Annotated in this window: 25 protein-coding genes; 11 read left to right on the top strand and 14 right to left on the bottom strand. The window is 63.8% G+C overall.

Annotated elements, in window-relative coordinates; all coding sequences use genetic code 11:
• Positions 1-91: 91 nt before the first annotated feature.
• The 4 genes from pepF to hisS form a co-directional block, all read right to left on the bottom strand.
• Positions 92-1,879, bottom strand: a complete 1,788-nt coding sequence (gene pepF / locus P1M51_RS00950; protein WP_276274752.1) for an oligoendopeptidase F — start codon at positions 1,877-1,879, stop codon at positions 92-94.
• A 47-nt stretch (positions 1,880-1,926) separates the two neighbouring features.
• Entirely contained in the window at positions 1,927-2,733 is an 807-nt protein-coding gene (gene truA, locus P1M51_RS00945) for a tRNA pseudouridine(38-40) synthase TruA (RefSeq protein WP_276274751.1), read from the bottom strand.
• Positions 2,734-2,787: 54 nt separating this feature from the next.
• The gene (locus P1M51_RS00940) at positions 2,788-4,038 is read right to left on the bottom strand and encodes an aminoacyl--tRNA ligase-related protein (RefSeq protein ID WP_276246311.1); all 1,251 of its coding nucleotides are present in this window, start codon (positions 4,036-4,038) and stop codon (positions 2,788-2,790) included.
• 260 nt (positions 4,039-4,298) lie between these two features.
• Positions 4,299-5,603 carry a histidine--tRNA ligase gene (hisS, locus tag P1M51_RS00935; RefSeq protein ID WP_276274750.1) on the bottom strand — a complete coding sequence of 435 codons (1,305 nt, stop codon included), beginning with the start codon at positions 5,601-5,603 and terminating at the stop codon, positions 4,299-4,301.
• Positions 5,604-5,715: 112 nt separating this feature from the next.
• Between hisS and P1M51_RS00930 the strand changes: the two genes are divergently transcribed.
• Positions 5,716-6,453, top strand: a complete 738-nt coding sequence (locus tag P1M51_RS00930; protein WP_276246309.1) for a bifunctional 2-polyprenyl-6-hydroxyphenol methylase/3-demethylubiquinol 3-O-methyltransferase UbiG — start codon at positions 5,716-5,718, stop codon at positions 6,451-6,453.
• A 1-nt stretch (position 6,454) separates the two neighbouring features.
• Here the strand turns inward: P1M51_RS00930 and P1M51_RS00925 are convergent, their stop codons facing one another.
• The 4 genes from P1M51_RS00925 to P1M51_RS00910 form a co-directional block, all read right to left on the bottom strand.
• On the bottom strand, positions 6,455-7,045 hold the full coding sequence (locus P1M51_RS00925) for an asparagine synthase-related protein (protein WP_276246308.1): 591 nt from the start codon (positions 7,043-7,045) through the stop codon (positions 6,455-6,457).
• Positions 7,045-7,398: a DNA-binding protein gene (locus P1M51_RS00920; protein WP_276246307.1), complete on the bottom strand. Its 354-nt coding sequence runs from the start codon at positions 7,396-7,398 to the stop codon at positions 7,045-7,047. The genes P1M51_RS00925 and P1M51_RS00920 overlap by 1 nt, the downstream gene beginning before the upstream one ends.
• 82 nt (positions 7,399-7,480) lie before the next feature.
• Positions 7,481-7,936, bottom strand: a complete 456-nt coding sequence (locus tag P1M51_RS00915; protein WP_276246306.1) for a 30S ribosomal protein S19e — start codon at positions 7,934-7,936, stop codon at positions 7,481-7,483.
• Positions 7,937-7,975: 39 nt separating this feature from the next.
• Entirely contained in the window at positions 7,976-8,995 is a 1,020-nt protein-coding gene (locus tag P1M51_RS00910) for a lysylphosphatidylglycerol synthase transmembrane domain-containing protein (protein WP_276246305.1), read from the bottom strand.
• 90 nt (positions 8,996-9,085) lie between these two features.
• On the opposite strand from P1M51_RS00910, the gene thiL reads away from it, so the two are divergent.
• Positions 9,086-9,967 (top strand): thiamine-phosphate kinase, encoded by an 882-nt coding sequence (gene thiL / locus P1M51_RS00905; protein ID WP_276274749.1) that lies wholly within the window; start codon positions 9,086-9,088, stop codon positions 9,965-9,967.
• Here thiL and P1M51_RS00900 read toward each other — a convergent pair.
• The 3 genes from P1M51_RS00900 to P1M51_RS00890 all read right to left on the bottom strand — a co-directional run bounded on the left by P1M51_RS00900 (position 9,964) and on the right by P1M51_RS00890 (position 12,598).
• Positions 9,964-11,082, bottom strand: a complete 1,119-nt coding sequence (locus tag P1M51_RS00900; protein WP_276246303.1) for a site-2 protease family protein — start codon at positions 11,080-11,082, stop codon at positions 9,964-9,966. The genes thiL and P1M51_RS00900 overlap by 4 nt on opposite strands.
• A 195-nt stretch (positions 11,083-11,277) precedes the next feature.
• Positions 11,278-11,529, bottom strand: a complete 252-nt coding sequence (locus tag P1M51_RS00895) for a hypothetical protein (RefSeq protein ID WP_276246302.1) — start codon at positions 11,527-11,529, stop codon at positions 11,278-11,280.
• 280 nt (positions 11,530-11,809) lie between these two features.
• Entirely contained in the window at positions 11,810-12,598 is a 789-nt protein-coding gene (locus P1M51_RS00890) for a molybdopterin synthase (RefSeq protein ID WP_276246301.1), read from the bottom strand.
• Positions 12,599-12,685: 87 nt separating this feature from the next.
• On the opposite strand from P1M51_RS00890, the gene pyrH reads away from it, so the two are divergent.
• The 4 genes from pyrH to P1M51_RS00870 are packed head-to-tail and all read left to right on the top strand — an operon-like array spanning position 12,686 to position 18,718.
• Entirely contained in the window at positions 12,686-13,402 is a 717-nt protein-coding gene (gene pyrH / locus P1M51_RS00885) for a UMP kinase (protein ID WP_276246300.1), read from the top strand.
• Position 13,403: 1 nt separating this feature from the next.
• Positions 13,404-15,029, top strand: coding sequence for a lysine--tRNA ligase (lysS, locus tag P1M51_RS00880; RefSeq protein ID WP_276246299.1), 1,626 nt, complete (start codon positions 13,404-13,406; stop codon positions 15,027-15,029).
• Between the two features lie 55 nt (positions 15,030-15,084).
• Positions 15,085-16,854 (top strand): site-2 protease family protein, encoded by a 1,770-nt coding sequence (locus tag P1M51_RS00875; RefSeq protein WP_276246298.1) that lies wholly within the window; start codon positions 15,085-15,087, stop codon positions 16,852-16,854.
• A gap of 40 nt (positions 16,855-16,894) precedes the next feature.
• Positions 16,895-18,718 (top strand): heme-binding protein, encoded by a 1,824-nt coding sequence (locus P1M51_RS00870; RefSeq protein ID WP_276246297.1) that lies wholly within the window; start codon positions 16,895-16,897, stop codon positions 18,716-18,718.
• Between the two features lie 4 nt (positions 18,719-18,722).
• Here P1M51_RS00870 and P1M51_RS00865 read toward each other — a convergent pair whose 3' ends face one another.
• On the bottom strand, positions 18,723-19,103 hold the full coding sequence (locus P1M51_RS00865; protein WP_276246296.1) for a DUF6176 family protein: 381 nt from the start codon (positions 19,101-19,103) through the stop codon (positions 18,723-18,725).
• Positions 19,104-19,337: 234 nt separating this feature from the next.
• The gene (locus P1M51_RS00860) at positions 19,338-20,396 is read right to left on the bottom strand and encodes an aldo/keto reductase (RefSeq protein WP_276274748.1); all 1,059 of its coding nucleotides are present in this window, start codon (positions 20,394-20,396) and stop codon (positions 19,338-19,340) included.
• A 133-nt stretch (positions 20,397-20,529) separates the two neighbouring features.
• Between P1M51_RS00860 and P1M51_RS00855 the strand changes: the two genes are divergently transcribed.
• The 5 genes from P1M51_RS00855 to P1M51_RS00835 are packed head-to-tail and all read left to right on the top strand — an operon-like array spanning position 20,530 to position 24,182.
• Positions 20,530-21,432, top strand: a complete 903-nt coding sequence (locus P1M51_RS00855) for an acyltransferase (RefSeq protein WP_276246294.1) — start codon at positions 20,530-20,532, stop codon at positions 21,430-21,432.
• Positions 21,433-21,481: 49 nt separating this feature from the next.
• Complete coding sequence (locus P1M51_RS00850) at positions 21,482-22,009, top strand: gamma carbonic anhydrase family protein (RefSeq protein WP_276246293.1); 528 nt, start codon at positions 21,482-21,484, stop codon at positions 22,007-22,009.
• A gap of 8 nt (positions 22,010-22,017) precedes the next feature.
• Positions 22,018-23,109 (top strand): sorbosone dehydrogenase family protein, encoded by a 1,092-nt coding sequence (locus P1M51_RS00845; protein WP_276246292.1) that lies wholly within the window; start codon positions 22,018-22,020, stop codon positions 23,107-23,109.
• 50 nt (positions 23,110-23,159) lie between these two features.
• Positions 23,160-23,441, top strand: a complete 282-nt coding sequence (locus P1M51_RS00840; RefSeq protein WP_276246291.1) for a hypothetical protein — start codon at positions 23,160-23,162, stop codon at positions 23,439-23,441.
• 30 nt (positions 23,442-23,471) lie between these two features.
• Entirely contained in the window at positions 23,472-24,182 is a 711-nt protein-coding gene (locus P1M51_RS00835) for a hypothetical protein (RefSeq protein ID WP_276246290.1), read from the top strand.
• On the opposite strand, the gene P1M51_RS00830 is transcribed toward P1M51_RS00835, so the two are convergent.
• A complete protein-coding gene (locus tag P1M51_RS00830) occupies positions 24,179-24,802 on the bottom strand; it encodes a transcriptional regulator (RefSeq protein WP_276246289.1) in 624 nt (207 codons plus the stop codon). The genes P1M51_RS00835 and P1M51_RS00830 overlap by 4 nt on opposite strands.
• Between the last annotated feature and the right edge of the window lie 22 nt (positions 24,803-24,824).

Raw genomic sequence — 24,824 nt, 5'->3', positions numbered from 1 at the left:
CTTAGAAGTGCTTTTGGGTCGCGGTCGATTTCGGCAACACTTGCTGTGAAAGGATACTGGTAATAGGTGAGAATAAAAATTCGAGCGCCAGCTACTGCAACTGCGCGAACTCGTCGAGATACTGACCGTACACGGACAGGGCAGATTCGACTGGTTCCGGCGAGGCCATGTCCACGCCCGCCCCACGGAGGAGTTCGAGTGGGTACGTCGAAGAGCCACCGCGCAAGAACTCGATGTAGTCATTCGCGGCGGGTTCGCCCCGCTCTAAGATGTCCTCGGTGAGCGCGACGGCCGCGCTGATGCCCGTCGAGTACTGGTAGACGTAGAACGCGCGATAGAAGTGGGGGATGCGCATCCACTCGCGGGCGATGTGGTCGTCCACGACGGCCGGTTCGTAAAACTCCTTTTTCAGGTCGCGATAGAGGCCGTCCAGTCGGTCCGGCGTGAGCGGTTCGCCGTTCTCGACCAACTGGTGGGTCTGGTGTTCGAAGTCCGCGAACATCGTCTGGCGATACAGCGTCGAGCGGAACCGTTCTAAGTACTCGTTCAGGATGTGTCGCCGGAGGTTCTCGTCTTCGACCGTCTCCAGCAGGTGGTGGGTGAGTAGCGATTCGTTGACCGTACTCGCCACCTCCGCGACGAAGATTTCGTAGCCGCTGTAGACGTACGGCTGGGTGTCGCTCGTGTACTCTGAGTGCAGCGAGTGGCCGAGTTCGTGAGCGAGCGTGAACAGGCTCGACAGGTCGTCCTGATAGTTCATCAGGATGAACGGCTGGGAGTCGTAGGTTCCGCCGGAGTACGCACCCGACTGCTTGCCCTTGTTCTCGTAGACGTCGACCCAGCGCGAATCTAGTCCGCGCGCGAGGCGGTTCTGGTAGTCCTCACCGAGCGGAGCCACCGCCTCGACGATGTACTCGCGGGCGTCCTCGTACGGGATCTCCGGGGATTCTGAGTTGACCATCGGCATGTAGATGTCCCACATCTGGAGGTCGTCCACGCCGAGGCTGTCGCGCTTGAGTTCTGCGTGCTGGTGGAGCAAGTCGAGGTTGTCGCGGACGACAGAGAGGAGGTTGTCGTAAACGTCGACCGGGATGTTCGCGGAGTCGAGGGCGGCCTCGCGCGCGGAGTCGTAGTTGCGTGCCCGAGAGAGCTTCACGTCCGCCTTCACGCTGTTCTTGTACGAGGACCCCACCGCGTTCCGGATGGTCTCCCACTCGCCGTAGAACGTCTCGTACACCTTCCGGCGCAGGTCGCGGTCCTGCTCTTGCTGGAGTTTGGTGAAGTTGCTCTGGGTGATGGTGACCTCCTCGCCGTCGTGGTCGACCGACGGGAAGGTGAGGTCCGCGTTGGTGAGCATGTTGTAGATTTCACCGGACGCGCCGGTCACCTCGCCGAGTTCGGCGAGCAGGTTCTCGACTTCCGCAGACCGGGTGTGGGGTTTCATCCGCAGCACTTCGTCGAAGTAGTGCTCGTAGGTCGCGAGCTCGGGTTCGGTCTCAACGAACGCCTGGAGCTGGTCGCGAGTGGACTGCTGGAGTTCAGGTTCGATGTAACTTGAGGCGCTTGACGCCTTCGAGACGAGCGTTTGAGCCTTTCCAAGGAGCGCCTGTGCATCTTGGTCGCGGGTGTCCTCGTCCCGGCGCATTCGGGCGTAGGAGGCGACGTTCGAAACCCGGCGCATCACCGCCTCCTCTAGCTGGAGAATCGAGAGTAGCGTTTCGGCGTCGTCGGTGACCTGTCCTTCGTACTCTTCTAAGTCCTCGATTTGGGATTCGGCTTCCTCGTAGGCCGTCTCCCACTCGTCGACCGAGGCGTAGAGACTGTCGAGGTCCCACTTATGCTCTGCAGAAATTTCGCTTCGTTCGGGAACCGAACTCATGGCTTCCCCTTACACGGAGAGGGAAGTAAGCCTTCGGACGTTTTTCGCTAGCCATCCATGCCGTGGCGGAGTTGGTCTGCAACCCGCGTTGCCGTCTGATGGTACCGCGACCGCTCGGAAAACACACGGTAGGCACTCTCTCGCGCCTCCTCGTCTACCGAAAAGTCGAACTGAGGATACTCGACGTGGCGCAACACGAGTGGTTCGGGCGGCGCGGGGCGGAGGCCGTCACCACCCGACAGCACCTCGTCTGAAAGTGCTCGGTCGACGAACGACCGCGGTCGCCGTCCCGTCACGACTTCGTGCGCCAGCGAGACGAATCGTCGGACGAAATGACGGGGAAACCCGTCCGAGGATATCTCGAAGACGAGGTAGTTCCCGTCCCGGGAAACGGCGGCGTCCACGACGCGCTCTGTGTTGCGAGAATCGGGCGTGAAGTTGTGGTAGTCGTGGGTTCCAGAGAGCGAGTCGAGCACCGCAGCGACGTCCTCGCGGCTCACCACCGGCTCATAGAGGTGGTAGGTGTAGTGGCGGCGTTTGGCGTGGTGGGTAGCGTGAAAGCCCTCGGGCGCTTTGGCCATCGCCCACGCTCGAATCGATCCCGGCAACTCGCCGTTGAACGCCCGTGGTGTGAGCCAGTCGGGACACTCGAGCGCGACCGTCTGGCCGAGCGCAGAGACGCCCTTATCGGTCCGCCCCGAGGCTGTGAACTGCGGTGGGAGTGGGTCGTCTTCAGGGAACGCCCCGATTTTTCGGAGGCTCTCGATAATCGTGTCTTCGACCGTCTGTCCGTGTGGCTGGCGCTGGAAGCCTCTGTATTGCTTGCCGTCGTAGGCCACCCGGAACGCGCGCATTGCTCGCACATTGGGCGAGAAAAGTAAAAGCGTGTCAGTTTCGACGAGCGAGCGTTACCCACGGAGCCCCGTCACCTCGTCGAGTTCGACGAACGCTTTGTCACCGTCACGCGTTTCGAGTTCGACCTCCCCAGTTTCGAGGAAGTGGTTTCCAAGGACCACCTTCAGGGGAATCCCAAGTAGGTCGCTCTCGGTGAATCGCTCGCCGATGGACTGCCGGTCGTCGTCGAACAGGATTGTGTCCGAGACTCCCAACTCCTCGTGCAACCGGTCTGCGGCCTCTCGAATTTCTCCCTCGTATTGGAGGGGGATTATCGAGACAGCGTAGGGAGCCATTGTCTCAGCGGGCCACCGACAACCAGCCTCGTCGCTGCGCTGGGCGAGGAGCGTGTGGATGAGGCGCTCCACGCCGATGCCATAGCTCCCCATGACGACCGACTGCTTCGACCCGTTTGCCACGTCGATGGTGAAATCCATCGCGTCTGCGTAGCGGGTGCCCAGTTTGAACACGTGGCCGATTTCGATGCCTTCGCCCTCGATGAGTTCGTTCCCACAGGTAGGGCACGAATTGCCAGCAGTCAGGTCGTTCCGGGGAGATTCGTCGGTGATTCCGAAGCGACAGTCGGTCGTCTCACAGTAGACGAGTTCGACGGTTCCTGACTCGACAGGCGCGATGAACTCCTCTGAATCGTTCCCGCCCATCACGCTGTTGTCGGCACTGGCGACGACGAAATCGATGCCGAGGCCCTCGAACAGCGAGCAGTAGGCCGCCTGCACGCGGTCATACCACTCGTCGAGTGACTCGTGGGAGGCATGGAGGCTGTAGGCGTCCTTCATCGTGAACTCCTTCGTCCGAAGCAGGCCGTTTCGGGGGTGGTCGTCCCGGTGCTTGGTCGAAATCTGATAGAGGAGCAGGGGCAGGTCCTCGTACGACCTGACGAACCCCTCACAGAGGTGGACGACACCTTCCTCGTGCGAAGGTGCAAGGCACATGTCCTGCCCGTCGCGGTTCTGGAGCGTGAACATCTCGTCCTCGAAGTTCGCCCAGCGCCCGCTTCGCTCCCAGATGTCTCGGTACTGGAGTTGGGGCAGTGAGATGGCCTGTCCGCCAATTGCCGTCATCGCCGCGTGGATGCGGTCGATGAGGTGCTGGCGAACTCGTTCTCCGGTAGGCGTAAATCCGTACAGGCCGCCACCGAACTGCCGGACGAGGCCAGCGCGGAGTGTGAGTTGCACCGTCTCGTTGTCCCACTCACGGGTGTCAGTGTCTCTACGCGTGAAGAGGAGTGTCTTACTCCGACGCACGGGACTCACCTCCGAGAGCGTCGCCACTCCGCTCGAATGCGGGCGTGTGTACAGTCAAGACTACGGTAGAATCAGCGTCGATGCAGCTTTCGCGGAACCCAGCCGTGAGCCGCGCCGGGCTCACGGTTGAGCGTCACTGTGTGTTCAGTTCGACACATGTGACTGAGACTTCTTCGCTTCCCTACATAAATGTTCGTGGTGGCTGTTCCAGCGAACGCCCGCTGTCTGTCGATTTCTAACCGCGAGAACGACAGAGAGAGTTATTCGAAGTCGGCGACCGTCGGTCGGTCGTACTCCTCAGGAAACCCATCTACTGGGACCTGCACCTGGTCGCCGGATTTCATGTCCTTCAGCGTGACCTCGTCGTTCGCGAGGTCCTGTTCGCCGACGATGACGACGGTCTCCGCGTTGATGGAGTCGGCGTAGCCCATCTGTGCGCCGAAACTGCGCCCGGACACGTCGGATTCGACGACGTGGCCCCGCTCGCGGAGGCCGCGGGCGATTCGGGCGGCCTCTTTGCGGGTGTCGCCGACTTGCAGGATGTAATAGTCCGTCGAGAGTTCCTCGTCCGGCCAGACACCGGCGCGCTGGAGCAGGAGCGAGAGCGTGGCGTCACCGACGGCGAACCCGACGGCGGGCGTTGACTGGCCGCCGAAGCCTTCGATGAGGTCGTCGTAGCGCCCGCCGCCGAAGACGGCACGGCTGACCTCGCCCGTCGAGTCGAAGCACTCGAAGACGACGCCCGTGTAGTAGTCGAGGCCGCGGGCGGTTTCGAGCGAGAGCGTGCAGTACTGGCGTGCGCCGAAGTCTTCTGCGGCGTCGAGGACGTTCTGGAGGTTCGTGACGGCTTCCTCGACGCGGTCGGTTCCGGCGAACTCGATGAGGTCGTCCAGTTCGTCCGGGTCGACCGCGAGCAGGTCGTCGAACTGCTCGGCCTGTTCACGGGTGAGGCCAGCGGCGACGAGGAGGTCCATGTACTCGGCGTGGCTGATTTTGTCGCTCTTGTCCACCGTGCGGATGGCTTCTTCGGTGTCAACGTCCGTGTCGAACGATTCGAGCAGGCCGCCGAGGATGTCGCGGTGGGAGACGCGGAACTCGAAGTCCTCGTTTTCGAGGCCGAGGTTGGTGAGCGCGTCCGCGGCGGTGGCGATGACCTCTGCGTCGGCCTCCGGTTCCGCGGAGCCAAAGATGTCGATGTTGGTCTGGTAGAACTCGCGGAAGCGACCCTGCTGGACCTGCTCGTAGCGCCAGAACGGCCGGGTCGAGAACCATTTGATTGGCTTCGCGAGTTCCTGCTGTTTGGCGACGACCATCCGCGCGACGGTCGGCGTCAGTTCGGGGGTGAGCGCGATGTCACGGCCGCCCTTGTCTTCGAAGCTGTAGAGTTCCTCGACGATTTCCTCGCCGGACTTGTCCACGTACATCTGCGTGCGTTCGAGTGCCGGGGTGCCGATTTCACGAAAGCCGTAGCCCTGCGCCGTGGCTTCGAGCGTGTCGAAGGTGGCGCGATAGGCCTGCATCTCGTCGGGATAGAAGTCCCGAAAGCCCTTGATGCGGTCGTACATGCCCGCCCGTTGGTGGAGGGGTCGCTTGAACCCTTTCGTTCGTGCGGGAGGAGCATGCGACGTGATAGCGTATCGTAGCGAATTTATTACATATGGCTGCTTCTATCACGGTATGGCTTCTGGCGATGCGCTCGGCCAGGCGATGCTCGATTTCCACCACGGCGGCCTCAGGGGTGACTGTCTCTACCGAGACGGTCCCGAGGTGGCCTCGGCGCACATCGCCGAGAACTACTTCCACCCGATGGACGACCTCGACGACGACGTGCGCGAGGCGCTCGCCGCGCTCCAGGGGAGCGTCCTCGACGTAGGCTGTGGCATCGGCCAGTACGCGACGTGGTTGGAGGAGAGGGGTCGCGACGTCGTGGGAATCGACGCGAGTTTGGGTGCGGTCGAGACGGCCCGCGAGCGTGGCGTCGGCGACGTCCGTGTCATGGACATGTTCGCCCTCGAGTTCCCTCGCGACGCCTTCGACGCGGCGCTCGTGAACGGCACGCAACTCGGACTCGCGGGGTCGCCCGCCGGCGTCTCAGCCTTCCTCGGCGACCTCGCGCGGGTGACGGACGAGGATGGAGTCGCCGTCGTTGACGGTTACGACCCGACCCACCTCACCCCCGAAGACTGCTTTGGCTACCGGCCCGACCCCCGCGAAGGGGTCTGTCAGCGCGTCTTCCACGTCGAGTACGAGCGAGAAACCGACGACGGCGAGATTGAGCGACTGGTAGGGCGGTCCCTCCACTTTTGCTATCTCAGCCGAGCGCGCCTCCGCGAGACGCTCATCGGGACGCCGTGGGAGCTCGGGACGTGCTGGGAGCGAGACGCGTACTACCGGGTAAAACTCGAAAAAGCGTGATTCAGCGGCGGGCGACGACGCGCGTCTGGGTGTGGTCGGGGAACACCCTCCCGACCATCTCCGCGCCGTGGGCTTCGACCATCAGCGCGCGCAAATCCTCCTCGTAGTCCCCCTTCCGAATCTCCTCGCTCGGCCCGCTCTCGATTTCGAGCGTCTGGGCGACCATCTTGTCCACCGCCCGGCGGCCGATGCCGGTGAGCGGCGCGAGGTAGTCTACATCGTGGCGGTCTTCGAGGCTCTGAGCCTGCGCGCGCGAGACGCTCGGCACGCGGTCGTCGCGGCGCGTCCCGTCCGCGATGGCGTCGAACTCCATCGCCGCGACGGTTTCCAGCGCGTGGCTGTGGACCTGCTGGATGCCGTTTCGCGGGAAGCCGTCGTCGACCATCTGGGCCACCGCAGTCTTGGCGATCTCCTGGTCTATGGCCACGGGCTCGAAGTCGAAGCCGAGCGCCTCGGCTGTCTTGCGCGCGTGTTTCCACGCGTCTGTCACCTCGAAGTGGGCACTCACGAGGGTGACGTCGTAGAACTCGTCTAAAATGAGCGCGGCGAGCGAGGAGTCTTTCCCCCCGCTGAACAACAATCCAGCCTCCATCACCGACGGCGGATGTTGAAGTCTTTGGAGTCCGGCTTGAGTTCGCGCAGCAGGTTCTTCATCTGGTCTTCATCGATGCGTCCGCCGAGGCGGCCACTCTGGGCGAGCGCGAGAATCTGTTGTTCGACCTGATCTGCGAAATCCGGCTTCGACATCCGCACGGAGTTCAGGCGCTTTCGCGCGCCGTCGGTCAGGTACTGCCGGAGCATCGCGTTCTTCTGGGCCTCAGCCTGCTGGCGCTGAGCCTCCTGGGCGGCTTCGTTTTGCCCGCCCTGGTCCTGTTGTTCCTGCAGTTGCTGCATCTTCTTGCGTCGAAGTTCCTCGAGTTCGTCTTCGTCCGGTGCGCCACTCATGGCTGTCACTTACAGATTGGTCGGCAAAACAATTACGGAGGCACGTCACACGTGCTCGACCGGAGAACGCCGGCAGACGGTCTCAGGCGTAGCGTTCGAGGTCGGGGCGGTCTAACTCTTCCATGACGTCGCCCGCGACGGAGTCGAGGAGGCTGCGACCCTCTGCGGTCACGATGCGCCCGGCGCTACCCTCGGTGCCGACGTAGCCCGCCTCCTCTAACTGCTGGAGGATGGTGCGGATGACCTTCTTGCTGCCCGATCCCTTGTGCGCGGGAGCGACCTGATAGCGGTTCGAGCCCTTCTTCGACTGGCCGTAGGCCGTGCTGAGGCGGTCGACGCCGACGGGGCCGTCCGTGGCGACCTTGCGCATGAGGCTCGCGGCGCGGAGGTACCAGAAGTCGTCCTGCTCTGGTGGCAGTTCTCGGTCGGCACCTGTCTTCACGAGGGCGGCCCACTCGGGCTCCTCGATCTCGTCGGCAAGACGTTCGGCGAGCGCCTCGATGAGCGCATCTGCCGGCACGTCATAGAGCGTTGGCATGGCTACGCCTTCCGTCGCACGAGGTTTAAATTCACTGTTTCACGTCCGGTTGGCGATGACTGCCGCCACCCCGCCGCCGAGCGCCGTTGGCAGCCAGTACGTCCCGAGGCGGTGGAGGATGACCGCCGCACCCGCCGTCGCCGGGTCGAGGCTCGTGACCGGGACGAGCAAACCGACGAGAACCGCCTCCACACCGCCGAGGCCGCCAGGCAGCGGCGTGATGCTCGCGACGCTCCCGAGCGGAATGACGAGCAACACGACCGGATAGGGCACGGCGTGGCCGAGCGAGAGCAGCGCGAACCACAGCGACGTAGCGAGCGCGAGCCAGCCGAGCGCGGAGAAGCCAAGCGCCTGCGCCATCGTCCGCCGACTCGCGGCGACGCGCTCGAGCGAGGCGAAGAAGGTGTCGATACGCCGGATGACGCTCTCGCGTTCGGGCGGCTTGACGCGAGGGAGCACCCGAGCGATGACCCGCGCCGTCGGCGTGAGCGCGCCCACAGCCCGGCGCTTGACTGCGTCGCGCTTCTGCCAGAGGAGGAAGCCAGCCACCGGGACCGCGACGGCGAGGACGCCCACGGCCGTGACGGCGATTTCGAGGCGACCGCCGACCGTCGCCGTGGTCAGAAAGTAGCCCACGGCGACGAGGCCGAGGCCGATGGAGGGGACGAAATTGAGGGCGTCTACGCTGGCGATGGCCGCGAGACCCGTCTCGTAGTTCGTCTTGGTCGTCCGCGAGATGAGGAGCGCGCTGAACGGTTCGCCACCGGCCTGTCCGAAGGGCGTGATGTTGTTGGCGAAGATAGCCGCCGAGTAGAGCATCACGCCGTGAAACGCGTTCATCGGGCCGTTCAACACCGTCACGACGGTCCAGAGGGCGAGTCCCCACGCGACGATCCAGACGGCCCCGGAGACGAGCACGCCGACGAGAATCGGCGGGTTCGCCGTCGAGAGTGCAGCGAGGATGGCGTCGATGCCGACGAGCCAGAACACGACGGCGAGGACGACGATGGCGCTCAAAAATCCGAGTGCAATCGTTCGAACGTCGGCGTCGAGGCCCATGTGGTGACACGAACGGCGGTGGGGCGCTTCAACCCTCCGACTACACGCGGACCACGCGCCTTTTTCTCGGTTCGCGGGAAAGCACTCGGTATGGACGAGCGGGCCGCCCTTTCGCGCATCGAAGCGACGCTCGCGGCCGCGGGCGACGACGCCGCGGTCGTGGACGGACAGGTCATCACCACCGACATGCTGCACGAGCGGACGGACTTCCCCGAGGGGACGACCCGCTACACCGCCGGGTGGCGCGCCGTCGGCGCGTCGCTCTCAGACGTTGCCGGGATGGGCGCACAGGCGACGGCCGCCGTCGCGGTCTACGCCGCTCCCGCCTTCGACGCGGCCGAACTCGATGACTTTCTCTCGGGCGCGAGCGACGTGTGCGAGGCGGTCGGCGCGGAGTACGTCGGCGGCGACCTCGACACCCACACCGAGTTCACCGTGGCGACGACGGCGCTCGGCGAGACGGACACACCCGTGTTGCGGTCGGGTGCAGAACCCGGCGACGTGGTGGCCGTCACGGGCGCACTCGGTCAGTCAGCCGCCGCACTCAGGCTGTTCGAACAGGACGACGTGACGCGGGCGAACGACCTGTTCCAGTTCACGCCGCGCGTGGCCGCGGGCGTCGCGCTCGCGCCTCACGCGTCGGCCATGATGGATGTGAGCGACGGCCTCGCACGCTCGCTACACCAACTCGCAGAAGCGAGTGACTGTGGATTCACCGTCGAAGAGGCGTCGATACCCGTCACGGCCGCCGTCTCCGAACTCGCCGCGGACGCGGCAGACCGACGCGAACTGAGCCTCTTTTTCGGCGAAGATTTCGAGTTACTTCTGACGGTTCCCGAAGCGTCGTGGGAGGCGGCCGTCGCCGCGTGTCCAGACCCGCTGACTCGCATCGGCGAAGTCACTGAAAAGGGCGTCGAGATGGATGGAGACTCGCTTCCTGACCGGGGGTACACCCACGGCGGCCCGGATTAGCTCAGGAACTCGATTGGAATCGGCGTGAAACAGAGGATGCCGAGCACGAAGGTCAGGATGCCGACAGCGATGCGCTTTGCGTCCATCGGGTCGTCGTGGACCGGCTGGGCCGGCCCGGCGTAGGCAATTCCCATCGCGAACAGCCCCCAGAAGAACCAGATGCCGGCGGCGTTCGAGGCGTCCTGGAAGTAGTAGAGATAGCCCGCGAGGCCGAAGAGGACTGCGGGGACGAACGCCGCGAGCGTCTCCTGGCGTTCACCGAGCATCGAGCGCACGAGGTGGCCGCCGTCCAGTTGCCCAACTGGGAGCAGGTTCAAGAAGGTGACGAAGAAGCCGACCCACCCGCCCATCACGACGGGATTCACGGACTTCGCGGGGTCCGCGTACTCCAGTGGCTGGCCAACGGCGGCGGCAATCCACTCGAGGAGGATTGGGTTGTTGAACCGCACCTGCACCGCGCCCGGGTCGTTCAGAACGTGGGCGGGGGCGACGACGGGGTCCATGAACAGGCCGATGACGGTAACGACGACCGCAGCGACGAGGCCAGCGAGCGGGCCAGCAACGCCGATGTCGAACAGCGCCTTGCGGTCTGGCATCCGCCCGCGCATCCGGATGACTGCGCCCATGGTCCCGATGAGCGTCGGGAACGGGATGAAGTACGGAAGACTCGCGTCCACGTCGTGGTACCGGCTCATGATGTAGTGGCCGAACTCGTGAACGCCGAGTACGCCCAGGATGGCGAGGGTAAAGGGGAGGGCTTGAACGATGTCGAGTGGGTTCTCGGCGAGGTCGATGTAGTACCACGCCGTGCCCGCGTAGAGCGTCGAAAGAATCGTGAGCAGCGCCATCAGCACGTTCGTCCACGGGAAGCCGTTGCCGCCGTTCGACCGGGGTTCGGCGACGAGGACGTGTTCGCCGGTCTGCTGGGTGAGGACGACTTCGTAGCCGTGTTCTTTGAACAGCGGCCAGACCTGCCGCTCGACCGACTCGGTCGTGTCGAGGGGCACGCCGTAGTAGAACAGGCGCGTTCCGTCAGTCCGAGTCTCGTAGACGTGAAACGCGGTCGAAAATGCATCCACCGGTGGGCCGTCTTCCGGTGGACCGGGGGGGTCCATTGGCTCTCGCTACGGGTGGAGCGTTGATAAATCCCGTGACGGGGATCACGGGACGAGAAGTGGAACGGTGTGGTGTGCGTGTGGTGGCACGCAGATTGGTTGGTCACCAATGTGGCACGCGGTGACCGTCTGTTGGGATGTCAGTGCGTGTGGTGGCACGCGGTGACTGGTTTCGCTGTAGGTGCAGTTTGGCGCTTAGACCGTGGCCTGCTGAACGCGCCAGGTGGTGGCGCTCGTGTACGACCACTTTTCGATGGTAATGTCAGTAGCTGACTCCTTGAGCTTGACCATCAGCCCGCCGATCTCCTTTGGGGAGAGACCGACGTCGTCGGCGATGAACTTGCCTTTGAAGAAGAATTCACCCTTCTCCATTGCGCGTTGCTTCAGGTAGTTCTTGAGCCGATCTTCTTTGCTGACAGTGGAGGGCTGCTGCGTTGTAGCGCTCATCTCTAACACCTCGACTGCTCATTCAAACTTCGGGAGCATATAAGGGCCAGAACCTTAGGATTGATTTGGGTCGTTTTACCGCTGAAGCGTCCGTCAGACAATCTTTTACGACGTGTTTTGCGGGCGTTTAACATTTTAAAGCCCGAGCTAACGGCGTAAAATCAAGAGTTGGTAAGTCACGATATTCGAGGGAAATTCGAGCGTCTCGAGTCCACAAATGCGGCAAATTGTTCCGCAAGCACAGTTTGCCTCGGATTGCGCGCGCTCAGTGGCGCGCAGACTACTGGCGTTCGTGGACCCAGAACTCCTCGTCAACTGTCACTTCCTTTTTAAACAGCGGAACTTCTTCTTTGAGGCGATTGATGCCGTCTTCGACCGTCTGGAAGGCCTCACCACGGTGGGCGGCGAGCACGACCACGAAGACGATGTCCTCGCCGTACTCGATGACGCCCGTCCGGTGGTGCATCACCACGTCGAGGACGCCGTCGCGTTCTTCGAGTTCCCGCGAGATAGTGTCCATGCGCTCCTCTGCGATGCCCTCGTACTTCTCGAACTGGAGGTACTCCGTCGGCGCATCGTTAGTAGACTCCTTCGCACGCACGCGACCCGTGAACGTGGCGATCGCGCCCGACAGTTCTGCCCGTTCTGAAGCCTTGACCTGTGCGACGAGCGATTCGAGCGTCTCGTACGGTTCGAGGTCCGCTACGGCTTCGACGATTGCGGGAACGGCTGCCGATTCAGCGTCCTCGACCCGGTAGAGCGTCTCGCCCGCGTGTTCGACGTCGCCACAGACGACGTGGGGCAGTCGCGCACCTGGCTCGCCCGTGACGATGGCGTAGGCGTGGTCCGGCGCGACGCGGTCGATGAGGGCCGAAAGCGACCCGTCGCCCGCGCCCGACCAGCCGGCGTCAGTGAGCGTGTAGGCTGTCGAAACGCCCGCTGGACGCGGGTCCTCGGGTGTGACGTCCACCCGAGAAATCGTCGCTACCCGCCCGTTCGAATCGAGTCGCGCGGCGAGTCGTGCCGCCAGCGCGTCGGCCCCGTCGCCACAAACTGAGAAGACCTGCATATCCGCCGAAACGGGCGCGACTCGCTTGTACGCTTCGCCGCCAAGTTGGCAACTCTTAAGGCGAACTCTGGGCTACCACGAACAGACATGAAGGTCGTCGTTTCTATCGGTGGGAGCGTGCTCGCACCGTCGCTTGGGTCAGAGCGAGTCGAAGAGCACGCCGCCGTCGTCGAATCGCTCGCAGGAGAGGGAATCAACCTCGGCATCGTCGTCGGTGGGGGCGGCGTCGCCCGCCAGTACATCAAGGCCGCCCGCGCCCACGGCGCGAACGAAATCCAGCTCGACCAGCTGGGCATCGACGTGACGCGGCTCAACGCGCGCCTCCTGCTCACCGCCCTCGGCGAGCGCGCCGCGCCGAAACCCGCCCTCACCTACGAGGAAGCGGGCGAAGCCCTCCGTCGCGGCGACATCGCCGTGATGGGTGGCGTCACCCCCGGCCAGACGACCGACGCCGTAAGCGCCGCACTCGCGGAGTACGTGAACGCCGACTTGCTCGTCTACGCGACGAGCGTGGACGGTGTCTACTCGGCTGACCCACGCACAGAAGCTGACGCCACGCGCTTCGAGGAGATGACCGCGAGCGAACTCGTAGACGTCATCGCCAACATCGAGATGAGCGCGGGGTCGAGTGCCCCGGTCGACCTGCTCGCTGCGAAACTCATCGAGCGCTCCTCGATGCGCGCCATCGTCTTAGACGGCACCGACCCCGAGCGCATCGGGAAGGCCGTCCGCACCGGCGAACACGAGGGTACGGACATCGTCCCCGAGGGCGTGGGCAACGAACCGACGTTCTGGGTTCCGTAAGATGAGCGACACAGCAGCCGCTCCCGAACACCGCGTCTTCTGGGCGGACGAGGTGGCAGACGAGATAGAAGCGCGCGACCCCGAAGACCCCATCATCATCAAGGGCGGCGTCTCGCCCTCCGGCATCCCCCACATCGGCCACCTGAACGAGATTATTCGCGGCTACTTCGTCGCCGAAGTCCTCCGCGAGCGCGGCCACGAGGTCCGACAGGTGTTCACCTCCGACGACAAGGACCCGCTGCGCAAGATTCCGCGTAAACTCGCCGACCTGGACTTCAACATCAAGGAACTCGGCGAGCTCGAGAATCCGGGCGCACTCGGGCGCAACCTCGGCAAGCCACTGACCTCGGTGCCCGATCCGTTCGGGTGCTGTGACTCCTTTGGCGCACACCAGACGAAACTGCTCGCGAAGAATGCGGAAGCGTTCGGCATCCCAATCGAGGTTATCTCGAACACAGAACTGTACGCCGAAGGCAAGTTCGACGACGTGGTCGCCTACCTGCTCGAAAATCAGGAGAAGGCCGCAGATGTGCTCTCGAAGTATCAGGACAAGGTCGATGCCGACTACATTCCGTTCAATCCCATCTGTGAGAACTGCGGCAAACTCACCGAGACGGTGCTTTCCTACGACATCGAGGCGGGCACCGTCGAGTACGAGTGTACCGACCTGAAAGCCGGCGGCAACGTCATCGAGGGCTGTGGGCACAAAGGCACGGCCACCTTCCGCGACGGCAAGTTGCCGTGGCGCTTCGAGTGGCCCGCCCAGTGGCAGGTCCTCAAGGTCGACCACGAACCGTTCGGCAAGGACCACGCCGCCGGGTCGTGGCCCTCCGGCAAGGACATCGCAGAAAACGTCCTCGGCAACGAGGCCCCCGTCCCGATGGTATACGAGTGGTTCACCTACAATGGAGAGGCACTCTCCTCCTCCGCCGGGAACGTCGTGACCGCCCACGAAGTGCTCGAACTCCTCGAACCGGAAGTGTTCAAGTACTTCTTCTCGCTCTCGCCGAAGAAGGCCCGCGACTTCGACGTCTCGCGGCTGAACCAGCTCGTCGACGACTTCGACCGCTTCGAGGCCATCTACTTCGACCGCACCGACGACGAGGACCTGAAACCGCTCGCAGACCGCGTCTATCCGTTCCTCGTAGACGAAGTGAACGAAGACCGCGTGCGCCTACCCTACACCTTCGCGGCCGTCCTCGGGATGACCGACGACGTGGACCTGCGCGAAGAGATGGCGCGCAACGAGGAGCACTTCACCGACGACACGCCCGCGTGGGCGGTCGAAGACGCCCTGAAGCGCGTCGAGAAGGCGCGCAACTGGGCCGAGCGCATGGACAACGAGTACAACTACCGCCTGCAAGTTGAGTTGCCGGAGACGGACTTCGACGAGGCGACACAGGCCGCCCTCGAAGACCTCGCTGAGTTCGTCGAAGCGGGCCACGACGGCGAGGCGATTCAGGGCGAAATCTACGAGACGGCAAAGCGCCACGACGTCGGCGTCGGCGACTTCTTCACCGCTGGCTACCGGTTATTTTTCGACGCCGAACAGGGGCCGCGACTCGGCACCTTCCTCGGCGAACTCGACCGGGAGTTCGTCGTGACCCGCCTGCGCCGACAGGGCTGACCCACCTCGTCGTACCCCAAAACCCTCTTTGCGGTTAGGCACCTGATTTGGGGTAATGGTAGACACCCTCGTGTGGGTACTCGCTGGCCTGGCCTTCTATACGGTCGTCGCAATGGGCCTGCGAGCACGGGGCCTGCTCCCGCCGTCCGTGCGGATTCAGGGCCCCATCACGACGATTCATACACAACGCGGCAAGGCATTTCTCGACTGGTTGGCGGGCCCCCGTCGGTTCTGGCGGGCGTGGGGCAATCTCGGCATCGGCATCGCGCTCGTTATCATGGTCGGGTCGTTCCTCGCCGTGCTCTTCTCTGCGTACAGCACGCTCACCCAGCCAACGGCGAGTGCCATCACCGAACCGCGAAACGTCCTCGTGATTCCGGGGGTCAACGACTTCCTCCCGCTCTCTGCGGCCCCCGAAATCGTCCTCGGCCTCCTCATCGGCCTCGTCGTCCACGAGGGCGGCCACGGCCTGCTCTGCCGGGTCGAAGACATAAAAATCGAGTCGATGGGCCTCGCCCTGCTCACGCTGATTCCCGTCGGCGCGTTCGTCGAACCCGACGAGGAGAGCAGACAGAAGGCCGACCGCGGCGGACAGACGCGGATGTTCGCCGCCGGCGTGACCAACAACTTCGCCATCTCGCTCGTGGCGTTCGCGCTGCTGTTCGGTCCCGTCGTCGGCTCTATCGCCGTCGTGCCCGGCGCACCGGTCGGAAACGTCGCAGACGGCTCTGCGGCCGCTGCTGCCGGCCTCCAACCCGGTGACGTCATCACGCAGATAAACGGCCAGGACGTGACGAGCGCGAGCGAACTCGACGCCGTCCTCGCGAACGAGAGCCGAACCGTGGACGTGTCGCTCAAAAGCGGCGAACAACGCACCGTAGAGCGGTCGCTCATCATTACCGGGGCCGTCCCCCGCGTAGTCGAGGGCATCGACCTCTCTGGCGACCCGCCGACGATTCAGTCGGTGAACGGTACGCAAGTCGGCACGGAGGCAGAACTCCGTGACGCCCTCCAGAACCGCACCGTCTCGACCATCCAGACGGACAAAGGGAGCGCGACGTTCGCCGCCGGGGCACTCGTACAGGTGAGCCCCGACGGCCCGCTCACCGACGCTGGCGCACCCGAAGAGGAGACGATGGTCATCACGTCCGTAAACGGCACGCGGACGGTGGACCAGCAGGCACTCCAGCGAGCACTCGCGAACACGCAGGCCGGCCAGACGGTGACCATCGAAGGCGTCCTCGACGGTGAACAGGTCAGCTACGACGTGGAACTCGACGAGAACCCACGGACGGGTGGCGGTCTGCTCGGCGTGTTCACCCAGCCCGGCATCTCCGGTGTGACGGTTGACGACTTCGGCGTGGACCCGTACCCCGCAGACGAGTACCTCGCGGCACTCGGCGGCGACGGCGAGGGCGGGTTCGGCGCAGTGTCGTTCATCCAGCGCATCGGCGTCATCCTGTTCCTGCCGTTCGCGAGCGTCCTCTCGCCCGGACTCAGCTACAACTTCGCCGGGTTCGTGGACATGGTGACGAACTTCTACGAGATTCGCGGCCCGCTCGCGTTCCTCGGCGGTGGCGTGTTCACCCTCGCCAACGTCCTGTTCTGGAGCGGCTGGGTGAACCTCCAGCTCGGCTTCTTCAACTGCATTCCGGCGTTCCCGCTCGACGGCGGGCACATTCTCCGGACGAGCACGGAAGCCATCGTCTCGCGACTTCCCGTGCAGGACGGCCGTGAGTTGTCCAGAGCGATTACGACCTCGATTAGCCTCACGATGCTCGCGGGCCTCGTGGTGATGATCTTCGGGCCGCAACTGCTCGCCTGAAACTCAAAACGCCCTTATCTTTGCCCGCTAACGTCCATCCATGGAGCGACGCGAACCGCCACAGACCGACGAGGGCTGGTACGCACTGCACGACTTTCGGACGGTGGACTGGGACGCCTGGCGCGAGGCCCCCGCCCGCATCCGAGAGCGAGCCACAGCAGAGGGCGTCGAGTTCCTCACCGACCACGAGGCACTCGCCGATGCGGAGGAGGGTGCGTCGGCCGTCTTCTCGATTCTCGGGCACAAGGCCGACCTGCTCATCTTGCACCTGCGCCCGACGATGGCCCACCTTGACGTCGCAGAGCGCCAGTTCGAACAGACCGCCTTCGCCCAGTTCACAGAGCAGACCTCCTCGTACGTCTCCGTGACGGAGGTTTCGGGGTACATGTCCCAGGAGTACTTCGAGGAGGACGGCGACGTGGACACCGGCATCGCCCGGTACATCCAGTCGCGCATCAAGCCGGACATCCCGGACGCCGAGTTCGTCTCCTTCTACCCGATGAGCAAGCGCCGCGGCCCCGAGGACAACTGGTACGACCTGCCGTTCGACGAGCGGGCGGACCACCTCTCGGCCCACGGCGAAATCGGCAAGCAGTACGCCGGGAAGGTAAAACAGGTCATCACCGGCTCCATCGGCATGGACGACTGGGAGTGGGGCGTCACCCTGTTCGCCGACGACCTGACCGACGTAAAACAACTGCTCAACGAGATGCGCTTCGACCCCTCTACCTCCCGCTTCGCGGAGTTCGGCCAGTTCTACGTCGGGCGCCGATTCCCGCCCGCTGACCTGGAAGCCTACCTCGCGGGCGAACACGTCCCGACCGGAACGGCCCCCGCAGTTGAGCAGAAATCCGCAGACAGCGCCAGTTCAGGCGGCAAGCCACCGGTTCCAGAAGAGGACACCCACGAGGAAGTCGACCGCGACCAGTTCGAACAGGAACTGCGCAAGTACGGCGTCCGACTCGACGAGTATCCAGAAACGGGCTACGGCCTCATCTTCGAGTCCACCGCCGACGCAGAGGACCTCGCCGCCGAAGTCAGCGGCCTGCGCACAAACTTCGACCACTACGACACCCACGTCATGACCGCGGTGCGGGCCGACGCCGGCCACGCGGGCGTCATCAGCCTCTGGAAGAACAAGCGCGCCGCCGACACCGCATCCGGCTTCCTCTCCGACTTAGAAGGCGTCCAGTCGGGGATGGGCGCACAGATTGGCGAAGAAGGGGGCACCGAGAGCGACGACGAAGCAGACGAGACCGCCTCACACGGCACTGACGAAGACGCAGACCTCCGCGCCGAACTGGAGGACCTGAACATCTACTCCGGCCAGCCACACGGCGAAGATGTCTACGCGATGGTGCTCTACTCGGAGGCCGACCCGCAGGAAGTCTACGACGAAGTCGACGGCATGCGCGAACGGTTCGACCACTACGACACCCACGTCAAGACGGCCGTCTACGACGCCGAGATGGCCGACAAGACGGCCATCGTCAGCATCTGGAAGACCCAGAGCGCGGCCAACACCGCAGGCGGGTTCCTCGCAGACCTGCCCGGCATCGTCGCCCGCGCCGGCGAAGAATCCGGCTTCGGGACAATGGGAATGTTCTACACCGTGAAACCGGAGCACCGCGAGGACTTCGTCGAGAAGTTCGAGGTCGTCGGCGGCCTGCTCGACGACATGGACGGCCACTTAGAGACCGCGCTGCTCGCCAATCTGGACGACGAGAACGACATGTTCATCGCCAGCCAGTGGCGCGACAAGGAGGACGCGATGGCGTTCTTCCGCAGTGAAGCTTTCCGCGACACCGTGCAGTGGGGCCGCGACATCCTTGCAGACCGGCCGCGGCACGTCTTCTTGGCGTAGAAGTTCAGTTCACCTTTTCTGGCCGCTCGGGATTCACCAGATGGTACAGCACCTCTGATTCGACGAGATACGGGTCGCCGTCCATCACGGCGTTAAATTCTTCGATGAAGGCCGCCATCTCGTCGGGTTGCGCCTCGGGATTTTCGGTGACGTGTTTGAACACGTCGTACACCGTCGCGCCGTCTTCGGCTTCGATGTAGTAGGTGACGAACGGGCCTTCGTCGTCGTGCCGAAGGAACGCCGATTCAGTGTGGACGCCCTCCGCGTCGAGGATAGCGAGTGCGGCGTCCAGCGTTTCTGGGTCGTCCAGCTGCGACAGGAGAGCCTTCGCGCGGTCTACGTTTCCGTCCGCGATGCGCTGGTTCACGAGGAGCACGTCTACCATGTGAAGACCTCCGCACCGTCGGTGCGTAAGTCTTGGCCCGTCAACAGGTTCGCCCACTTCACTTCGACCGTCAGACAGGTTCCGTAAGCGGGTCTCGACTCGCAACGAAGGGGTTCGACTTTGCAGTTCAGTTACGCGCTGTCGCTGACAGGTAAACCGTGGTGAAAGTGAACGAAAATCAGCGTCAGACGCCAGCCTGCATTCGGTTTTCGAGTTGCAACCGAGGGGTTGCGATTACGCGCCAGCGTTCTTAAGTTTCAGGCCGGCGGCTTCGATGTCTTCGCCATCGACAGAGGAGCGAAGGCTGTCCATGCCGTCGTTGCGGTCGATTTCGAAGTTGGTCTCGTAGAGCGCGGCGACGCGCTCCTGTTCTTCCGGCGAGAGCGGCGGCGTCTCGGAGGCAGCGGCCCACTCGGTGATGTCGTCGGTGGAGTGGAACGTCGGCGTGACGGAGGCGACTTCGTCGTGGCTGAGGAGCCACTGGATTGCGGCCTGGGCCATGGAGCGCTGGCCATCCCGTTCGAGGAAGCGCACGGTTTCGAGTTTATCCCAGCCGGTTTCGTACCAGGCGTCGGGGCGGAACCCACGGTGGTCACCGGATTCGAGTTCCGTCTCCGGACGGACCTGCTCGTTCAGGAGGCCCGAGGAGTGGGGCACGCGGGCGATGATGGAGGTGTCCGCGTTCTCACGACGGATGGTGTCGAGGAAGTGCTGGCCGGGCACCTGCTCGAACATGTTGTACACCGTCTGGATGGCGTCGAAGTCGAGTTCGACGGCGCGGTCGCCTTCTGCGAGCCACCCAATCGAGGGGCCGAGCGCCCAGCCGAGGGCATCCACGCGGCCCTCGTCGCGCAGTTCGTAGAGCACGTCCATGACCTCGGGCGTGACCTCGTCTACGTTCGCGTTGTGCAGTTGCAGGAAGTCGATGTGCTCGACGCCGAGGCGGTCGATGCTCTTTTCGACGCACTGGCGCATCCAGTCGGGGTCGAGGTTCTTCGGAATCTCGCCGTGGCCGGCCTGCGCGTGGTTGTAGAAGTCGTAGCCGATTTTCGTGCCGATGGTGACTTCGTCGCGGTGTTCTGCGAGTGCCTGGCCGATGAGTTCCTCGCTGCGGCCGTGGCCGTACACGTCACCGGTGTCGAAGAAGGTGATTCCCTCGGAGAGGGCGTGCTGGACCATCTCGATGGATTCGGCTTCCGATTTGTCGCCCCACCAGTCGGTGCCGACGACCCACGCACCGAAGCCGACTTCGCTGACCTCGACGCCCGAGTCGCCGAGTGTTCGGTAGTGCATGGGCGGGGGTAGGGACGAGACGCACTTATCCGTGTGCATTCTGCCCCGACCGGCCGTTACAGTTATTGTGGAGTGCGGTTCCGGAAGTGCCGTAACGGAAACCCCTATCAGTCACCAGCGTGAACGAGTTGCCATGACGAAGCGACACGTCCACCTGCCTGACGCCGCAGAGGCAGGCGTCAGGGCGTTCATCGACGAGGTCGATGAGCGACTCTCGGGTGACGAAGAAAGTACCTGCGAGGTCGTAGAGGACGTTCTCGTAGACCTCTACGGCGACCGAGACGCATACGAACGCTGGCAGAACGGCGAGTCGGTCTCTACCGCAGAGCGCGTTCGCCTGCAGGGCTACGACCCGTGTAACTCCACCCTCGAAAGCGAGTACTACGCGGAGAAAGACGAGGAGAAGTTCAAGCGCTCGAAACACCTCCAGTGGCTCTGGCGGCAGTTCGACGCGACGCCGATGGCGGACAACATCGAGTTCGCCCTGCGCTTCCGGCAAATGCTCGCGAACCACCTCTTCGAGGATGCAGGCGACAACCTCCGCATCTTCAAGGGCGTCACGATGACCTACGGGCACAACATTTCCATCGGCGACAACACCGTCATCCACGACGACGTCCACCTTGACGACCGCGGCAAGCTCACCATCGGGCGTCGCTGTTCGATTTCCGACGGCGTCCACATCTACAGCCACGACCACGACATCAACGACCAGACCGCCGTCGAAAACTTCCACACCATCGTCGAAGACGACGCACGCCTGACGTTCGACGTGATGGTTCGCGCCGGGGTCAAAGTCGGCGAAAACTCGGTCGCCGGTGCCCGGTCGGTCGTCCAGCACGACGTGCCACCCCACCACGTCGTCGTCGGCCAGCCCGCAAAGAGCGTCCGCGTCAAACCCGGCTGGGAGTCAGTCGCCCACCCGGTCGACGAACGCTACGAGAGCCACCGCGACGAGCGCAAGATTCCGTACGAACTCCCCGAGGAGTTAGACGAGTTCGACGAATTCGGGCGCACGCGACAGCCGCCGAACTGATTTTCCCACCCAGACGAGGACTTTTGGCCCAGACCCACCAAGCGAGGCTATGCTCCGCTCGTTCGACGGGAAGGAACCCCAAATCGCAGACAGTGCCTACGTCGACCCCGCAGCCGTGGTCATCGGCGACGTGCGAATCGGTCCCGACGCCAGCGTCTGGCCGAACGCCGTCCTCCGAGGGGACGTCGGAACCATCGAAATCGGCGAAGGGGCGAACGTCCAGGACAACGCGACGCTCCACGAGGACGCCGTCCTCGAACCCTACGCCACCGTCGGCCACGGCGCGATCGTCCACGACGCGACGGTACGCGAGCGAAGTCTCGTCGGCATGAACGCCGTCGTCCTCGACCGGGCGGTAATTGGCGAGAAGTCCATCGTCGCGGCCGGCAGCGTCGTCACCGAGGACACCGAAATCCCCGGCGGCGTGCTCGTGGCCGGGTCGCCCGCCGAAGTGAAGTTCGAACTGGAGGACTCGGGCTGGTTCGCCGCCGGCGACCGGTACGTCGCCCTTTCAAAGCGCCACGCGGAAACGTCGGAATTGCTCGCAGACGAGGGCTTTTCCGCCCGTGAGCCCTAACTGCGAGCATGAATCGACGCGCCTACCTCGCAGGCGTCGCAGCCACTGCCACGGCCGGACTCGCCGGCTGTACCCTCCCCGGCCTCGGCGGGTCCGCCCCCGACGATTCGACGACCACAGTCGGTGACCAGGAGGTCGTGGTCGAAACCTTCGCAACCGGCCTCGAAGTCCCGTGGGGGGCAGCGTTTCGCGATGGCGACCTGTATCTCACCGAGCGCCCGGGCCGCATCGTCCGCGTTCGCGACGGCGAGCGCGAGGTGGTCCGGGACATGACCGATGCGACGGCAGCGAGGGGGGAGGCGGGCCTGCTCGGCCTCGTGTTCCACCCCGACGACCCCGACGTGGCCTACACCTACCAGACGCACACCCCGAACACGCGAATGCTGAATCGTATCCTCCGCCACGACGTCGGGAACGACTGGGCATTCGAAGAAATCGTTTCGGGCATCCCCGGCGCGACCACCCACGACGGCGGCCGCCTCGCGGTCGGTCCCGAGGGCGCACTGTACGCGACGGCGGGCGACGCCCGCGAACGCGACGGCGCACAGGACACAGAGACGTTAAACGGGAAGGTGCTACGCCTGACCCTCGACGGGGAACCACACCCGGACAATCACTTCGACAACGCGGTGTTCACCTACGGCCACCGGAATCCACAGGGCCTCGCCTTCCGTGATGACGGCGTGCTCTTTTCGAGTGAACACGGCCCGGACCGCGCGGACGAAATCAACGTCCTCGAAGCCGGGAACAACTACGGTTGGCCCGACGTGATGGGCGATTCCGGTGGCGAGTACACCGACCCGCTCGTCTCCTACACGCCCACGATTGCCCCGGGGAGCGCGGCGTTTTACGACGGCCCCATCAGCCAGTGGCAGGGTGACCTCTTCGTGCCGATGCTGAAAGGGTCGTATCTGCGGCGAATTCGGTTCGATAACCGGACTGTAACCGAACAAGAACAGTTGTTAGTCGATGAATTCGGCCGACTCAGGACGGCATTTTCGGGACCGGGCGGCCACCTCTACGTCACGACGAGCAATCGAGACGGGCGCGGACTTGCCAAGGACGGTGACGATCGCGTCATCCGGCTTAGACCAGCCTAAGGGCCTGTAACGCCGAAGAGACAAAGTACCTTGACACCGTATCTCAAAGTATGCTCGACGCGTGGGGGTGGGTTGTCGCCTACATCATCGGGTTCACCGTCATCCACCTGTTGGTCTACCAATACCTCCGCACGAGCGATGAGTCTCGATTCGAACAATTCTCGCCGAGCGACGCCTCCGGGTACGAGGGGTCGAGCGCGACTGCGGACTACGGAACCCAGAGCGGGCACGTCCCGGGCGAGTTCCGCCAGTGTCCACATTGTGGCACCCAGAACGAGGCAGACCCGGTGTTCGTCTTTTGCAAAGAGTGTATCCAGCCACTCTCCGTTTAACGTTTTAGCGTCGTGCCCCGAGTGACCACTATGCCACGAAGCGTCGCCATCAACATCGGCGCGAACACCAACGCGCCCGGCTTTCGCGGCCCGATTTACGACGACGGCAGTTTCGAGTACGTCCCGATACCGGAAGAAGCGTCCACGACCGACCCGGTCCCGACCTACGCAGACCTCGGTCTCTCGATGGAGATACCAGCAGAAATCCGCGAGACACCGGTCCACTTGGACCCGGAGTTCGCCGACTATGGTCCGTGTGAAAACTACACCTACGGCGACCCGTTCGGCGTCAAAGCCCGACCGCTGCAATCGCTCGAAGCGGGTGATTTCGTGTACTTTTACGCCACCCTTTCGACAGCGGGCGACGACCCCGCGCCCTGGATTGCCCCGCGCTGGGGCTGTTACATCATCGGGCAGTTCGAACTCGCCCGCGACCCGGTTTCGGGCGACGATTTCGACGAGCTTTCGGCGACTGAGAAAGCGGCATTCGCCTCGAACGCCCACCTCAAACGCGATCCCTTCGACGCCCGAGTGTTGCTTCGCGGCGACCCCAATGAGTCGCGCCTGTTCGACCGGGCGTTCCCGCTCAGCACGCCGGAGGCGGGAGCGACGGCGAATCACGCCGTCACCGAGTGGTCCAGCGATTCTGGAAAGGGACCGTGGTGGCGACGACCGCTGCGGTTCGATGAATCTGCAACTGAAAAACTTCGGGCAGAACTCGGGGAGAAAACGCAGGACTAGGCGATGTCGCGGCTGGTGTCGATGGCGACTCGGTCTGCCAACTGGAGCTTGATGGCGTCTCGAATCGCGGCCCCGCCGCGATACTTTGGAATCGTCAGGCGATTCTCGATGGTTTCGCCCTTCACGTCCGTCGAGAGCGTGAAGACGAGGTCCGCCATGTACTCGGTGGTATCTCGCATCGGCGGAACGGCCCGCCCGTCGAGGCAGTGCAGGTAGGCAACGCCGCCGATGTTCACCATGTGAGTCTGGAGGTCGTTCAGGAAGTTGCGATACCGAACGCCCCCATCTGCTTCGAGCACGTCGACGGAGTCTACGATGAGGTTGACCCCCTCTGGCAGCTGCCGAATCAGTGCCAGCGCGTGGTCGATTGGCGCTTCAGCTTCGACTTCCTGGACGACCGGTTCACCCACTCGCGTAGACGTTCGGTCTATCGCGTCGCGGACCGCCTGTGCGGATCGCTGGGTGGTGAGATACAGCGTTTCGTGCTCGGCAGTCAATTCCAAGAGCACCAGTTCTGCCTGGCTCGCAGGCTTCGCCACGAGCGCGACGATACTGCCGGCCGGAATGCCACCACCGAGTTTGCGATCTAAAATTTCGATACCTGTTGAGACTGTTTTCATCGGCGACCCCCCACGGTTGCCG

This window comes from Haladaptatus sp. QDMS2 (assembly GCF_029338295.1).
GTDB lineage: Archaea > Halobacteriota > Halobacteria > Halobacteriales > Halococcaceae > QDMS2.
Note: the sequence above shows the minus strand (reverse complement) of the source record. Positions and strands in the feature narration are given on the sequence as shown.

What these genes read in the sequence shown, in the direction of transcription:
- pepF (WP_276274752.1), bottom strand. Translation starts at nt 1,879, where the DNA reads ATGAGTTCGGTTCCCGAACGAAGCGAAATTTCTGCAGAGCATAAGTGG.
- truA (WP_276274751.1), bottom strand. Translation starts at nt 2,733, where the DNA reads ATGCGCGCGTTCCGGGTGGCCTACGACGGCAAGCAATACAGAGGCTTC.
- hisS (WP_276274750.1), bottom strand. Translation starts at nt 5,603, where the DNA reads ATGTACGACCGCATCAAGGGCTTTCGGGACTTCTATCCCGACGAGATG.
- P1M51_RS00930 (WP_276246309.1), top strand. Translation starts at nt 5,716, where the DNA reads ATGGCTTCTGGCGATGCGCTCGGCCAGGCGATGCTCGATTTCCACCAC.
- P1M51_RS00925 (WP_276246308.1), bottom strand. Translation starts at nt 7,045, where the DNA reads ATGGAGGCTGGATTGTTGTTCAGCGGGGGGAAAGACTCCTCGCTCGCC.
- P1M51_RS00920 (WP_276246307.1), bottom strand. Translation starts at nt 7,398, where the DNA reads ATGAGTGGCGCACCGGACGAAGACGAACTCGAGGAACTTCGACGCAAG.
- P1M51_RS00915 (WP_276246306.1), bottom strand. Translation starts at nt 7,936, where the DNA reads ATGCCAACGCTCTATGACGTGCCGGCAGATGCGCTCATCGAGGCGCTC.
- P1M51_RS00910 (WP_276246305.1), bottom strand. Translation starts at nt 8,995, where the DNA reads ATGGGCCTCGACGCCGACGTTCGAACGATTGCACTCGGATTTTTGAGC.
- thiL (WP_276274749.1), top strand. Translation starts at nt 9,086, where the DNA reads ATGGACGAGCGGGCCGCCCTTTCGCGCATCGAAGCGACGCTCGCGGCC.
- P1M51_RS00900 (WP_276246303.1), bottom strand. Translation starts at nt 11,082, where the DNA reads ATGGACCCCCCCGGTCCACCGGAAGACGGCCCACCGGTGGATGCATTT.
- P1M51_RS00895 (WP_276246302.1), bottom strand. Translation starts at nt 11,529, where the DNA reads ATGAGCGCTACAACGCAGCAGCCCTCCACTGTCAGCAAAGAAGATCGG.
- P1M51_RS00890 (WP_276246301.1), bottom strand. Translation starts at nt 12,598, where the DNA reads ATGCAGGTCTTCTCAGTTTGTGGCGACGGGGCCGACGCGCTGGCGGCA.
- pyrH (WP_276246300.1), top strand. Translation starts at nt 12,686, where the DNA reads ATGAAGGTCGTCGTTTCTATCGGTGGGAGCGTGCTCGCACCGTCGCTT.
- lysS (WP_276246299.1), top strand. Translation starts at nt 13,404, where the DNA reads ATGAGCGACACAGCAGCCGCTCCCGAACACCGCGTCTTCTGGGCGGAC.
- P1M51_RS00875 (WP_276246298.1), top strand. Translation starts at nt 15,085, where the DNA reads ATGGTAGACACCCTCGTGTGGGTACTCGCTGGCCTGGCCTTCTATACG.
- P1M51_RS00870 (WP_276246297.1), top strand. Translation starts at nt 16,895, where the DNA reads ATGGAGCGACGCGAACCGCCACAGACCGACGAGGGCTGGTACGCACTG.
- P1M51_RS00865 (WP_276246296.1), bottom strand. Translation starts at nt 19,103, where the DNA reads ATGGTAGACGTGCTCCTCGTGAACCAGCGCATCGCGGACGGAAACGTA.
- P1M51_RS00860 (WP_276274748.1), bottom strand. Translation starts at nt 20,396, where the DNA reads ATGCACTACCGAACACTCGGCGACTCGGGCGTCGAGGTCAGCGAAGTC.
- P1M51_RS00855 (WP_276246294.1), top strand. Translation starts at nt 20,530, where the DNA reads ATGACGAAGCGACACGTCCACCTGCCTGACGCCGCAGAGGCAGGCGTC.
- P1M51_RS00850 (WP_276246293.1), top strand. Translation starts at nt 21,482, where the DNA reads ATGCTCCGCTCGTTCGACGGGAAGGAACCCCAAATCGCAGACAGTGCC.
- P1M51_RS00845 (WP_276246292.1), top strand. Translation starts at nt 22,018, where the DNA reads ATGAATCGACGCGCCTACCTCGCAGGCGTCGCAGCCACTGCCACGGCC.
- P1M51_RS00840 (WP_276246291.1), top strand. Translation starts at nt 23,160, where the DNA reads ATGCTCGACGCGTGGGGGTGGGTTGTCGCCTACATCATCGGGTTCACC.
- P1M51_RS00835 (WP_276246290.1), top strand. Translation starts at nt 23,472, where the DNA reads ATGCCACGAAGCGTCGCCATCAACATCGGCGCGAACACCAACGCGCCC.
- P1M51_RS00830 (WP_276246289.1), bottom strand. Translation starts at nt 24,802, where the DNA reads ATGAAAACAGTCTCAACAGGTATCGAAATTTTAGATCGCAAACTCGGT.